Below are 13,182 nucleotides of genomic sequence, written 5' to 3'. Positions count from 1 at the left end.
CGGCGGCGAGTGATACCGTGTCCGGAGTTGTCCGCCGAATGACGGGAGTGTGGCTTTGTCCTGGCCCATAGTGATCGGCGCAGTTGTGTTGGCGCTCGTCGGGATTGCTCTCGCTGTTGTCGGCTTCAAGCGTCAGGCATTCGTGCAGAGCGGTGGCGCGGCGGTCGCCGGCGGTCTCCTCGTAGGCATTGCTGCGATCCTTGCGCTCACCCAGATCGTGCAAGACAACGAGCGGCCCGAGCCGACCAAGCAGGATCCGCAATCGTCGCTGCTCGACCGGGTTGAGTACGGCAGTCGCTGACGATCCAGGCCTGAGAACCGAACCACTCGATCGCCGCTGGTTTTTCGCTGCGGCGATCGCGTGCTTTGTTCTGGCTTTTGCCCAGTCGCCCGGCCTGATCGTCGCCGACACCAAATACGACCTCACCCAGAACCCACTCGGCTTCCTCGCCCGCGCTTCACATCTGTGGACGAGCCAGGCACCGTTCGGTCAGGTCCAGAATCAGGCGTACGGATACTTCTTCCCACACGGTGCGTTCTTTTCCGGTGGCCAACTGCTCGGCATTCCGCCGTGGATCACTCAGCGGATCTGGTGGGCGCTGCTGATTCTCGCGGGCTTCTGGGGCATCGTCCGGCTCGCCGAGGTGCTCGGCATCGGCTCCCGTGGTTCCCGGATCGTCGCGGGTATCGCCTTCGCGCTGTCGCCACGGGTCATCACGACCCTGGGCTCGATCTCGTCGGAGACCCTCCCGATGATGCTCGCGCCGTGGGTGCTGCTGCCAGTGGTGCTCGCGCTACGGGGCGACGGCAGTCCCCGGCGGCTCGCGGCACAGTCCGCTGTCGCTGTCGCTTTGATGGGTTCGGTCAACGCAGTCGCGACCGCGGCCGCCTGTCTGGTGGCCGTGCTGTGGTGGGCCGCGCACAAACCCAATCGGTGCTGGCTGACGTTCACCGGGTGGTGGGTCCCGTCGGTTTTCCTCGCGACACTGTGGTGGCTGGTCCCGCTGTTGCTGCTCGGCAGGGTGAGTCCGCCGTTCCTGGACTACATCGAGTCCGCCGGTGTCACGACGCAGTGGACGTCGCTCGCAGAAGTTTTGCGCGGCACCGATAGTTGGAGCGCATTCGTTTCGCCCGAACGCATCGCCGGCGCGGTACTCGTGACCCAACCGGCGGCCGTACTCGCGACCGGCGTCGTCGCGGCGGCCGGCATCGCAGGGCTCGCCATGCGGTCGATGCCTGCGAAGGGCCGCCTGACGCTGATCCTGTTCGTCGGACTGGCGGGGCTCACGGCCGGTTACATCGGCGACCTCGGCTCGCCGTTCGCCGACGGAGTTCGCCACTTCCTCGACTCCTCCGGTGCGCCGCTGCGCAACGTCCACAAGCTCGAACCGCTGATCCGACTGCCGCTCGTGCTCGGTTTGGCGCACCTGCTGGGTCGCGTACCGCTGCCGGCAAGTGTCCCGTTCCGGCGGTCGAGACACGCATTTGCGCACCCGGAGCGAAACCCGCTCGTCGGCTTGACGAGCCTCGTCCTCGTTGCTCTGGTGCTCGCCACGTCGCTGGCATGGACCGGGAAGCTGGCGCCGCGCGGTGTGTACTCCGCGGTGCCCGAATACTGGCACGAAACTGCGGACTGGCTCGAGGCCAACTCCGGTGGCGCACGAGCCCTGATTCTCCCCGGTGCACCCTTCGGCAGCCAGGTGTGGGGGCTGACCCGCGACGAGCCGATACAACCCCTCGCACGCACGCCGTGGGTCTCACGCGATGCGGTCCCGTTGAACCCGCCGGGCGCGATCCGGGCCCTCGATTCGGTGCAACGTCTGATTGCCGACGGCAGTCCATCGGCCGAACTCGCGCCGGCCCTGCTCGCCCAGGGAATCGGTTTCGTGGTCGTCCGCAACGATCTGGACCCCGAGACGTCTCGCTCCACGCGACCGTTGCTCGTGCACCGATCCATCGACGGCTCGCCGGGTTTCGCGAAGGTGGCACAGTTCGGCGAGCCGATCGGTCCGCCGCAGGTCGACGACCTCGTTTCCGACGGGGATCTGCGCCCGGAATATCCCGCGATCGAGATCTTTCGCGTCGGACCTCCTGGATCACCGTCACCGACGGACCCGTACACGGTCGATCTCGCCGACGTCCCCATCGTGCAGGGCGGTCCCGAGTCGCTGCTGCGCCTCGCCCGAACCGACGCTCCCGCGCTGCTCGCCAGCGACGCGACCCGCGCGGGGCTACCGATCCCGGCTGTCACCGTCACGGACTCGCCGATGGACAGGGAGACCGACTTCGGCCAGGTCGACAACCATAGTTCCGCGCTGCGCACGCCCGACGACGCGCGGCGCACGCACAACCTGGTCCCCGACTATCCCGTCTACGGCGCCGACCTCGTGCAGGGCGACTGGACCGGCGCAACGATCAGCACCTCGAGTTCCGCGTCGGACGCCACACAACTCGGCGGCAGCGCACCCGGGAGCGGTCCGGCTGCGGCGGTCGACGGCGATCCGGCGACGAGTTGGGTCAGCAACGGCCTGGAAAGCGCTGTCGGCCAATGGCTTCGACTCGACTTGCACACACCGATCACGAGCGGCGTGCTACGGGTGACGACCAGCCCGGCAGCCGTCGGCGCACCCGTGAAGTGGCTGGAAGTAGAAACTCCTATCGGCACCACCGCTGCGCGTATCGCCGAGCCCGGCGAGCCGCTCAGCATCGCACTGCCACCCGGCCGCACGCCGTGGATCCGAATTCTCGCGCAGCGCACCGACGATGGCTCGCAGGGCAATCAGTTCGGGATCAGCGAACTTTCGCTGGAAGACTACAGCGATCCCGCGACGTCCAAGCCCGTCGAAATCAGGTTTCGGACGGTCCTCCCACCGACCCCGCCGGGCGCGGCGGTCCAGGGCTGGGATCTCGGCCAGGAACTGCCCGGCCGGACCGGTTGCGTCGACGGACCCGAGCGCGTCTACTGCAGCAAAGGGCTGGCTCTCGCGCCCGAGGAGTTCGGCAAGTTTCAACGCACACTGCAGGTTCCAGCTCCCACGACCGTCGCACCGAGCCTGACCCTGAGATCGCGGCAAGGCCCGGCGCTCGAAACGCTGCTGACAGATCCGGCGCTTCCGATTGCTCGCGGGCAAGCCGATATCGGCGATATTCGCGGGTCCGCGTACGCGGCGACGGACGGCGATCCCCGCACGACGTGGACCGCGCCGGAAGACACGGTCCGCAACCCAGCGGGTCCGAAGCCGACGCTGACAATCGAGTTGCCGCGGCCCACACTGGTGACCGGGCTGACGGTGGATCCGAGCCTCGGCGGACTCCCCGCCCAGCCCACGTCCGTCGCGGTGAATCTCGGCGACGGTCCACAGGTTCGCGAGGTCAGCGCCGACAGCCGCACGATCGAACTCCACCCGCGGGTGACCGACCGGATCGAACTGTCGATCGACACCTGGAAATCCGTACTCGACTTGACCGCAATCGGTTTCGCCGTCCTGCAACCACCTGGAATCGCCGAGGTCACCGTGCTGGGGCCGGGGCTGACGCCCGCTTTCCGGGCCGCCGACGACGCCGACCGCCGAGTCGTGATCGACTGCGCCGACGGACCGGTCATCTCGGTCAGCGGGCAGCTCGTTCGAACATCGGTGTCGGCGACCGTCGACCAATTGCGCACCGGCGCACCGCTTTCAGCACAGGTGTGTGGCGACAGCACGTCGGTCGCGCTCGCGCCCGGCGCCCAGGACGTAGTCGTCGACCCGGGCCCGCTGTTCAACGTCGACCGCCTGGGCCTGCAGGCCACGCCCCCACCAGTACCACCCGCGAAAACGCCACTCACGCCTGCAGACTGGACCGAGAACCACCGAACCGTAGACGTCGCATCGGCTGCGGTGGAACGACTCCTGGTCGTGCCACAGAGCAACAACGTGGGCTGGATCGCGACCGGACCCGACGGCACGCAACTGCGTCCGGTCGTCGTCAACGGCTGGCAGCAGGGCTGGATCGTTCCGGCGGGCGAAAGCGGCACCGTCACAATGACTTTCCCCGACGATCGGTGGTACCGCATCGGGATCTTCGGCGGACTGCTGTTGCTCGTTCCACTCGCACTGCTTGCCACGATTCCGGCCAGGCGACGCAACACGGCACCGGCTCCACGACCGTGGCGCAGCCGCATTGCCGCAGGGATCGGGCTGCTCGGGTTGACCTTCGTCATCGCCGGACCCGTCGGCGCCATCGTGACCGCCGCGGTGGCTGCGGGTACCGCATACGTCGCAAGGAAACGCGGATCGATCACGGCGCGGCAAGCGCTCGTCGGGCTTGCCGGCACCGCATGCGCAGTGTCTATCGCAGCGCTCTCCACCGGACCATGGCGATCACCCGATGGCTACGTCGGCCATTCCTGGTGGGTGCAGGCACCGGCATTGCTCGCAGTCATTGCGCTCGGGCTGTCCGCGCTGCCCCGTCGAGCGGACTGACCGCTTCGCTGGCACCCGTGTTCGGTCCGCCGACCGCACGGGCGCTCTCCCAATGTCTGACCGCGCGCCGAACCGGTTCTTCCACGAGTGCATAACTCGCGGACGCGATAGGGATCGACAGCGCGACCGTCACGATCAGCACATAGACGAAACGACCCGAGAACGGGACCACACCGAACACCGGAAACACGATCGACAGCACTGCAACATGCCAGATGAAGATTCCGTACGACCATCGCCCGACGGCCAGCATCGGCGGGCTCTCGAGGAATCGATGCTTACCGCTCCCGAGCACCAGTGGTGCGAGCAATGCGAAGCCCAAAATTCCGCCCAACCCCATCTTGAGGGCGTGCTGCCAAGGCTCGGCGCGAGTCAGCCCCTCGGGTCCGGCGAGATTCGTCGTCGACAGGAAAAACGCAATGGCCGCGATTGCCGCCATCAACCCACGGTTGCTGCACCAGCGGACAACGACCGACTCCGGCCCACACGCCGCAGCCAGCTCGCCGAGCAACATCCCCGCCGCGAACCACGGGAAGTAGCCCGGCAGCCAGTTGTCCGCGTGCACGCCGTCCGGGGTCGCGATGTCGACGAACGACCAGCCAAAGCTGAGCGCAGTGAGCCCGAGCAGTACCGGTATACGCCAGCCGGCACGCGCTCCCCGCAACCACACCAGGGCGAATGCAAACGCCGGAAGTACCAGGTAGAAGGCGACTTCGACGGACAGGCTCCACATCTGGGTCATTCCGTCGGTCAGCGTCAGCGGTACGAACACCTGCACCAGGCCGAGGTTCGCGAGCCAGACACGCAGGCCACCGCCGGCCTGTGGCAGGAGCAGCAGTACGGCGCAGACGACAACCCAGTAGGCGGGCAGGATCCGAGCCGCACGATTGATCAGGTACCGGATCGTCGACGGCGCCGGTGCGAGTCCGCGCGCTGCGGCAGCATGCGAACGCCACAGCAGAAATCCCGACAGCCCGAAGAAGACAGCGACGGCCATGTCGAAGCGGCCCCAGATCCGGCCGAAGACCGGCGTGCCCGTCGCACCGGTCTGAAACGCGACGTGCGTCAGCAGAACGCCGAGCGCGGCAAGACCGCGCATGCCTTCGAGAGCGGGTACGAAACCCAGCACATGCGACCCGGGTCGGGGCGGCGCGATCGTGGCGGTCATCGCCCACAAGTGTGCCCTGACGCGAACCGGTTGCCTGCGCGCTACCCGGGGTAACAATAATGTCGGCATGCACACCGAGCCTCTCGCCCCAGTCCCCGAGACCGGCCACATCTTCGAAACATCGTGGCGCATGGGCACCGCGGATATGGACGACAACTACCACCTGCGGCTCGACTCCACTGCGCGCTACCTGCAGGAAGCCGGCGTCGAGCACCTCGACCACACCGAGATGCACGACGAGCACCCGCACTGGATCGTTCGCCGGACGGTCGTCGATGTGATCCGGCCGATCGAATGGCCCGAGCAGGTCCGCTTGCGTCGCTGGTGCTCCGGGCTGTCACCGCGCTGGTGCAACATGCGGGTCCGGATCGACGGCGCCAAGGGCGGACTGATCGAGACCGAGGGTTTCTGGATCCACATGAACAAGGCGACGATGGGACCGTCGCGGATGTCCGACGACTTCTTCGCGACGATGGCCACGACGGCGACCGATCAGCGACTCCGGTGGCGCTCGTGGTTCAGCGAGCCGCTCGATCCGGACGCCGCCATCCTCGAGTTTCCGCTGCGCCGAACCGATGTCGACCATTTCCAGCACGTCACCAACGCCTCGTACTGGCACGGGATCCATGAGGTTGCCGACCGTTTCGCCGACCTCTTCGCGAAACCACACCGGCTGGTGATCGAGTACGCGAAGCCGATCACCTACGGCGAAAACGTGCAGATTCACACAGTGCGCAGCGGCGACACGGTGCACATCTGGTTCGCGGTGGACGGTGACGTCCGGTCGCACGCGGGTGTGGTGGTGCTGCCCGATCCGCCGCGCGAGGGCACCGAATAGGGCGCTCTGCCAGCCGAATACCCTACAATTCGCGGCGCGGTCGACCGCGCCGCCGCAATGGCCCACGTCAGGGCTGTTACTGTCGGCTGACACGTTTTCGTCCGACCGCGCATACCGGCGTTGCACGCGAGTCCTAAGGAGCTTCAGGATGGCAGAAGGTTCGGATACCCGCAGGCCATGGGCATTTCTGCTGCTGTTCTTCGGTGCGCTTCTCCTCGTCGCAGCTGTGCTGCTGCCGACCTATGCGCTCGGCCAGCTGAAGAAAACCCCGCTCGACCTGCGGATAACGACAATTGCGGAGACTCAGGGCAAAACGGGCACCGTCGCCGATGCGAAGTCGCTGCTGAATACCGCGGCCAAGCTGAAGGTCGACGAGCAGGTCCCGATCATCTCCCAGCGCTTCCTGACCGTCGAAGAGCCGTCGAACGCGGACGAGTTCACCGTGCAGGCCGGCTCCACCCTGCGGCGCACGGATGTCACAGGCAACACGGGCCTGCTCACCGCGAGCGTCGATCTGGTGACCCTCGATCGCAAGACAGGTGAGGCGCTCGCCGAGCCGATCGGCTCGATCCAGACCGATTTCGAGGGACCGTTCGTTCCCGTCGAACACAAGGGTCTGCTGTGGCGCTTCCCGTTCGACACGGAGAAGAAGTCCTACGACTACTTCGATCTGAATACTCGCGAGACGAACCCGATCGACTACATCGAAGAGACCGAGATCAACGGCACCAAGGTCTACAAGTTCCAGCAGACGATCGCGCCGACCAAGATGGCCGATCACGTCCAGTCGCCGGTCAACTCCGTCACGAAGTCGGCAGAGAATTGGGGCGTCGAACCGAATCCGGGTCAAGCACCCGACGCGCCGATCACGATGGACCGGTACTACACGAACATTCGGACGATCTGGGTGGAACCCGAGACCGGCACCGTCATCAAGGGTTCGGAAGAGCCGCATCAGTACTTCGCGCGCGACGCAAACCGCGAACCCGAGAAGTCGCTCCTGAAGGCCGCTCTGACCTACAACGAGGAGACGATCGAGAGCCAGATCGAGCGGGCCAAGGACGGAACAGACCAGCTGTCGCTGATCGGCCGCACCATCCCGATCGTGCTCGGTATCGTCGGCATCCTGCTGTTGATCGCCGGATTGGTGCTCGGTCTGCGCGGCGGCTCAAACACGGTCGGTCGTCGGCGTGCGAACGGCGGACCGTCGGGATACCAACCCGCAGGCGGCGCAGCTCCTGACTACTCCACCGACCGCACCGAAGAGATCCCCCGTCAGAATCTCGACGGCCAGACCGACGTGATCCGCAGGCCGAACCTGGAGAAGTAGTCGCTACTCGTAAGCGACAGGATGCTTGGGCTGGTAGATCAAGATCTGGCCGGCACCAGGCACCTTCAGGTATGCGATCGAACCCCACCGTTCCTCGTCGACCTCGCCGGTGAACTCCGCACCCCGTGACTCGAGATCACTCATGGTGGCCGCGAGGTCGTCGCACATCAGCGCGATCTCGTGGTGCTGGGTGCCTGGTCCAGCGGCGGGATGCAGTGCCAGCTCGCTCGGACCCGTCCGGAAAATGAGCCACCCACCCCCGGCATCGACGTTCGGCCATTGCAGGACGTCCCGAAAGAACTCGCGAGCAGCGTCTGCGTCGTCGGCGTAGATCAGGGTGTGGACGGCGGTAATCATGAGACGACGATAGATCTGGAATTCTCCAGGGCAACAGCGCACGCCACGATTGCCGTCGCCGATGCGCACGCAACGGCGATCCCGATCAGCTGCGCGACCGAATGCCCGAGCGCGAACATCAGCGACACCTCGATGACGAGGCCGGCCCAGGCGATCAGCGCGACCCGTGTGCGATCGCCCGCGATGGCAGACAGCAACGCACACTGGACGATTGCCAGGCATGCACCGTGCAGCGCGAACGCCCACAGCAAACCCTGCACCGGCGAATATTTGTCGCCGACGACGAGCGGGGCGAGCGGGGAGGCGACGAGCACGCCGAGCACCGTCACCGCACCCAGAACGGCCAAGACCGCGAGCGCCGTACGCAGCGCGCGCGCCGAGTGCTCCGGGTGTGCCATGCGCGGATAGAGCACGACACCGACGGCCTGCGGTAGCCAGAAAGCGGCCTTCGTCGCGACCGCACCGAGCGCATACAGGCCGGCGTTGTCTTCGCTCAACACGATTCGGGCAATGAGGAGGTCGAGCGACGAGAGTGCAATGACTGCGAGCTGCACCTGCGACGCCTTCAGCACCGCCGCTACGCCGGCACTCGGCCGCCCTGCGCGCTCGGACCTACCCGCGACCGCGCGCGCTCCCGCAGTCGTCACGGCGATACCGCACGCGCTGGCAACGAGAGCAGCCGCCGTGCCACCGCCGACAGCGAGTACGACGACAGCGGGCGCAACGCGAAAGACACCTGCCGCACCCAGCACGATCGCGAGTTCCCGGAACCGGCCGGCGCCCTGCAGCAGACCTTGCTCGCCGGAAAGCAACACGAGGACCGGCGCGACGATCAGGGCCGCGACCGTCGGCAGCACACCGATATCGAGGATCGCTGCCAACGGCACCACTGCGACCAACGCCAGCGCGGCGACCAGCGCGGCGCAGCGCTGTTGCAGCGCACGCAGTTCGCCGGGCGACGCGCCGCGGACCAGTTCGCGCGCGACCACGGTCTGCAAGGCCAGTGCAGGCACGGCCAATACCAGTTGCGCGGTCAGCAGTGCAGCGAACTCGCTGTAACCAGCGGGACCGAGCCACCGGCTCGCCGGCACATGCAGGACGTAACCGGCGATGTTGGCGACCATCGATCCTGCGGTCACAAGCGTCATTCCCGCGACGACCGACCCGGTTCGGTCGGTCTTGGGACGTGAGGTCACCAACCCATGATGTCAGGACCGTCCGGTCGGGCACGTATCGTGCGGCCATGTCCTGGCGCGTGCGAATCCTGCCTGCGCTCTACAGCATGGTGCTCACGCTCGCGATCCTCGGCCCGCTGCTCGGGCCCGGCTATCTCCTGCTGCGCGATGCAGTCAGCACACCGCGGTCGTACCTGACCGACTCCGCGCTCGGTCTGGGCGACGCTGCCCCGCGGGCCGTTCCGCAGGATGCCTTGCTCGCGGTCGTCTCGACTGTCGTCGACGGCGGACTCGTTGTGAAACTGCTGCTGCTCGTTTCCCTGTGGCTCGCGGGCTGGGGTGCGGCGGAACTGGTGAAGACCCTCCTTCCGCAGTTCGGGACCGGTCCGCAGTTGATTGCGGTCACGGTGACGCTGTGGAATCCGTACGTCGCCGAACGGCTGCTGCAAGGTCATTGGAGTCTGTTCGCGGGTTACGCCGCATTGCCGTGGACCGTGCGCGCGGCCGCAGAGATTCGGTCCGAGGGCAGCCGCCGCGGTTGGTTCGCATTGGCTGTGTGCGTTGCTGCCGCGGGATTGACCCCGACGGGGGCAATCGTCGCGACGCTGACCGCGGTAGTGCTCGTCGGCCGCCGCAATATCCTCGGCGTGCTTGCGATAGCCGCCGTCTCGTCGGCACCGTGGCTGCTGGCGACCGCTTTCTCCGGGGCAGGCGCAGAAGCCGATCCGACGGGTGTTGCCGCGTTCGCGGCGCGGTCGGAGCCCTGGCTCGGCACCTTCGACACCCTCGCGGGGCTCGGCGGAATCTGGAACTCGCAGGCAGTGCCCGGTAGCCGCTCGGGTCCGTTCGCGTTGGTCGGCACCGCGCTGTTGATCGGGTTGGTCGCTTTCGGCGTTCCGCACCTGCTGACGTTGCGGAAGGACAGCATCGTGATCAGGTTGCTGGTGCTCGCTTTCGGAGTCGTCCTCTTCGGCGCTCTCGCCGCGACCGCACCGGGAATCGACGCCGGTGAATGGGCCGCCGTTCACCTGCCAGGCGCCGGGTTACTGCGTGACACACAGAAATTGGTCGCGCTGGCGGTCCCGTTCTACGCGCTTGCTGCGGCGTCGACCTGCCACGCACTGTCCGCGAAGTGGGACGTCCGGATGGTGACGCCGGCACTGGGCTTAGCGCTGATGTTGGCCTTACCGGACCTGATCTGGGGCGTCGGCGGTGCATTGCGTCCGGTTGCGTACCCGGCATCGTGGGTCCGCGTTGCCGCAGAACTACACGAGCCGGGCGACGTTGCCGTGCTGCCTGCGGGCATGTTCCGGATCTTCCCCTACAGCGGCGCTGCGCCGGTCCTCGATCCTGCGCCGCGGATGTTGCCGCGCGACGTCCTGCAGACCGGTCAGCTGGTCGTGGGCGGCGAGGCCGTGTCCGGGGAAGGCACCAGAGCCGCGGAGGTCGAGGCGCTGCTGCTGGCCGGAGCGCCGCCGGACTCTCTTGCCGAACACGGTGTCCGCTGGGTCCTCGTCGAGAAGACGACACCCGGACCGCTCGGCTCGGCCCAACGCACACTCGACGGACTCGTCATGCGCTACTCGGACTCGGAATTGGCGCTCTACGAAGTGCAGGACAACTTCGACGACGAGCTCACACCGCGGGCGCTGCTGATCGCTGCGCACCTCATGTGGGTCGCGGTGTTAGCCGGTGGCGTACTCGGGACTCGTCGCCGGCGTGCGTCGAGCCGACCAGACCTGAAACCCGCTCGCCGCGCGCGGTGGCGGCGAGTACGTCTAACACTCCGGAAGCTGTTTGCTCCCAAGAAAATTCGCGGGCCCGGATGCGGGCCTTCTCGCCGAGCACGATTCGGCTCTCTTCGTCGAGGAGCAACGATTCGACCGCGGCGGACAGTTCGTCGAAGTCGCCGACCAGCAGACCGCTGACGCCGTCGATGATCGAGTCCGTCAACCCGCGGGAACTGCGATAACCGACCGTCGGCACACCGTGCTGGGCGGCTTCGATGACGGCGAGGCCCCAGCCTTCTTTCCGCGAGGGCAGCACGTGCACCCACGCACGGGACAGCAGTTCGTGTTTGCGTTCCTCCGACACGTGTCCGTGGAACGTCACCGAGCGCTCGATCCCGAGCTCGTGCGCGCGTTCGCGCAGCGGTTCCTCCCACCAGCCACCGCCGATGACGTCGAGATGCACCCCGTCGATCGAACGACGCAAGCGCGCAACCGTCGCGAGAGCGTCTTCGATCTGCTTGTGCGGGACGAGGCGGGAGAGCACGACCAGCGAGGGGTGTGCGGTCCGCGTCGCCTGCGATCCCGCGTCAACGCCTGCCGGGAGTGCTCCCGCACCGTTGCGGACGACGGCAATCCGCTCACGCTCGACACCGAGGGCCGCCAGCTCTTCGGCGGACGGCAGCGACACTGTGAGGTACTGATTGCGGCGGTGCGCCCGCGGCGACAATCGCGACTCCACCCACCAGCCGACGCGCCCGACCAGGGCACCGGCCACCGGCCACTGCTCACGGTGACAGTGGTGGACCAGCACGGTCACAGGGGCACCGGCGACGGCGCTCGCGAAGAAGGGGATGCCGTTCTGCGTGTCGATGACGGCGTCGGGCCGCAGACCGCGCATTGGACCGATCCCGAGGCGACCGAGCGCGATCGCCGCCAGCGCACGTGGATAGACGCTGAACCTGCCACCACCGCGGCTGATATCGATGCCGTCGACGTGCTCACGCTTGGGAGCGCCGCCGTAGCGAGCGGTCCGCAGGGTGACCTTGACGCCACTCGCTGCCAGCGCCCGGCCGACCTCCTCGAGGTAGCGCTCGCTGCCGCCACCCTGCGGGTGCCCGGTGTCACGCCAGCAGAGCAGCACAACTTCGCGCACGAGCTACCCTTTCGGCATCAGAGGGGTGTTGCAGAGCTTCTGCCACAGTAACGGTTGCCGTCCCGACGACTGCGTCACGCCGCCGCCCGAGTCCCCGGTTGTGACCACAGCGCTATCGTTGGCACCCGTGTCACGAGCCGCCGCACGCCGACGTCAGGTCGTCGCATCGTTCGCGCGCCGCGCCACCCTGCGGCGTTCACTGCGACTGCTGAGCGACTTCCGGCACGAACAGACCGACCCCGCGCTGTTCTACGGCGCACTCGCACGCGACTCGGCCGAGCTGATCGCCGACCTCTACAGCGGAACCACCGGGCGGACCCTGCTGGGCGCGACCGTCGTGGACGTCGGCGGCGGACCCGGCTACTTCGCTGAAGAATTCGCGGCCGCGGGTGCCCGCTACATTCCCGTCGAGCCCGATCCTTCCGAGATGCACGCCGCGGGGCTCACCGTCCACGGCGCGGTCCGCGGGTCGGGGATGGCGTTGCCGATTCGCACCGGTTCGGTCGATGTGTGCTTCTCGTCGAACGTCGCCGAACATGTCCGCGAGCCGTGGTCGATGGCCGCCGAAATGCTGCGGGTCACCAAGCCCGGCGGGTTGATGGTGCTCTCCTACACGGTGTGGCTCGGCCCGTTCGGCGGTCACGAGACCGGCCCCTGGCATTACCTCGGCGGCGAGCGCGCGGCGCGTCGCTATATCCGCAAGCACGGCCGGGATCCGAAGAACCGTTTCGGCGAATCGCTGTTCGCGGTGCAAGCAGCAGATGGATTGCGCTGGGCCAGAACTGTTTCCGACGCGGAGATTCTTGCGACGTTTCCGCGTTACCACCCGCGCTGGGCATGGTGGGTGGTCCGGATTCCGTGGCTGCGGGAGCTTCTGGTGAGCAATCTGGTGATCGCCGCAACGCCGTCCAGATAAGCCCCTTTTGAAACGTGTTCTAGTTATGTAGCGTGGGGATCGCAACGGTCGA

At 67.0% G+C, this 13,182-nt stretch carries 9 protein-coding genes and 1 pseudogene; 6 read left to right on the top strand and 4 right to left on the bottom strand.

From position 1 onward, the window contains the following. Window positions 1-55 precede the first annotated feature (55 nt). Complete coding sequence (locus JGU72_RS31460) at window positions 56-301, top strand: DUF2613 domain-containing protein (RefSeq protein WP_374101151.1); 246 nt, start codon at window positions 56-58, stop codon at window positions 299-301. Then, on the top strand, window positions 282-4,463 hold the full coding sequence (locus tag JGU72_RS23865) for an alpha-(1->3)-arabinofuranosyltransferase (protein WP_233532907.1): 4,182 nt from the start codon (window positions 282-284) through the stop codon (window positions 4,461-4,463). Before JGU72_RS31460 ends, JGU72_RS23865 begins: the two co-directional genes overlap by 20 nt. Here the strand turns inward: JGU72_RS23865 and JGU72_RS23860 are convergent. After that, window positions 4,420-5,631 carry an acyltransferase family protein gene (locus JGU72_RS23860; RefSeq protein ID WP_199686587.1) on the bottom strand — a complete coding sequence of 404 codons (1,212 nt, stop codon included), beginning with the start codon at window positions 5,629-5,631 and terminating at the stop codon, window positions 4,420-4,422. The two genes, JGU72_RS23865 and JGU72_RS23860, sit on opposite strands and share 44 nt — an antisense overlap. A gap of 67 nt (window positions 5,632-5,698) precedes the next feature. Here JGU72_RS23860 and JGU72_RS23855 point away from each other — a divergent pair, with 67 nt between their 5' ends. Further along, the gene (locus tag JGU72_RS23855) at window positions 5,699-6,469 is read left to right on the top strand and encodes an acyl-[acyl-carrier-protein] thioesterase (RefSeq protein ID WP_199686586.1); all 771 of its coding nucleotides are present in this window, start codon (window positions 5,699-5,701) and stop codon (window positions 6,467-6,469) included. Between the two features lie 148 nt (window positions 6,470-6,617). After that, window positions 6,618-7,799, top strand: coding sequence for a cell envelope lipid trafficking protein PgfA (locus JGU72_RS23850; protein WP_199686585.1), 1,182 nt, complete (start codon window positions 6,618-6,620; stop codon window positions 7,797-7,799). Window positions 7,800-7,802: 3 nt separating this feature from the next. On the opposite strand, the gene JGU72_RS23845 is transcribed toward JGU72_RS23850, so the two are convergent. Together JGU72_RS23845 and JGU72_RS23840 are read right to left on the bottom strand one after the other, a co-directional pair. After that, window positions 7,803-8,156, bottom strand: coding sequence for a VOC family protein (locus JGU72_RS23845; protein ID WP_199686584.1), 354 nt, complete (start codon window positions 8,154-8,156; stop codon window positions 7,803-7,805). Continuing rightward, entirely contained in the window at window positions 8,153-9,352 is a 1,200-nt protein-coding gene (locus JGU72_RS23840) for a lipopolysaccharide biosynthesis protein (RefSeq protein ID WP_374101150.1), read from the bottom strand. Before JGU72_RS23840 ends, JGU72_RS23845 begins: the two co-directional genes overlap by 4 nt. A 47-nt stretch (window positions 9,353-9,399) precedes the next feature. Here JGU72_RS23840 and JGU72_RS23835 point away from each other — a divergent pair. Next, window positions 9,400-11,052: pseudogene (locus JGU72_RS23835) on the top strand (hypothetical protein); the annotation flags it as partial. Here the strand turns inward: JGU72_RS23835 and JGU72_RS23830 are convergent. Beyond that, window positions 11,000-12,214, bottom strand: coding sequence for a glycosyltransferase family 4 protein (locus tag JGU72_RS23830; protein ID WP_199686583.1), 1,215 nt, complete (start codon window positions 12,212-12,214; stop codon window positions 11,000-11,002). The pseudogene JGU72_RS23835 and the gene JGU72_RS23830 sit on opposite strands and share 53 nt — an antisense overlap. Before the next feature lie 127 nt (window positions 12,215-12,341). On the opposite strand from JGU72_RS23830, the gene JGU72_RS23825 reads away from it, so the two are divergent. After that, complete coding sequence (locus tag JGU72_RS23825; RefSeq protein ID WP_199686582.1) at window positions 12,342-13,130, top strand: class I SAM-dependent methyltransferase; 789 nt, start codon at window positions 12,342-12,344, stop codon at window positions 13,128-13,130. The last annotated feature ends 52 nt before the right edge of the window (window positions 13,131-13,182 follow it).

Source organism: Antrihabitans auranticaus, from assembly GCF_016481275.1.
In the GTDB taxonomy this organism is placed as follows: Bacteria; Actinomycetota; Actinomycetes; order Mycobacteriales; family Mycobacteriaceae; genus Antrihabitans.
Note: the sequence above shows the minus strand (reverse complement) of the source record. Positions and strands in the feature narration are given on the sequence as shown.

Bases quoted from the DNA above. Each gene is read 5' to 3' on its own strand.
- JGU72_RS23860 (WP_199686587.1), bottom strand. From the start codon at position 5,631: ATGACCGCCACGATCGCGCCGCCCCGACCCGGGTCGCATGTGCTGGGT.
- JGU72_RS23855 (WP_199686586.1), top strand. From the start codon at position 5,699: ATGCACACCGAGCCTCTCGCCCCAGTCCCCGAGACCGGCCACATCTTC.
- JGU72_RS23850 (WP_199686585.1), top strand. From the start codon at position 6,618: ATGGCAGAAGGTTCGGATACCCGCAGGCCATGGGCATTTCTGCTGCTG.
- JGU72_RS23845 (WP_199686584.1), bottom strand. From the start codon at position 8,156: ATGATTACCGCCGTCCACACCCTGATCTACGCCGACGACGCAGACGCT.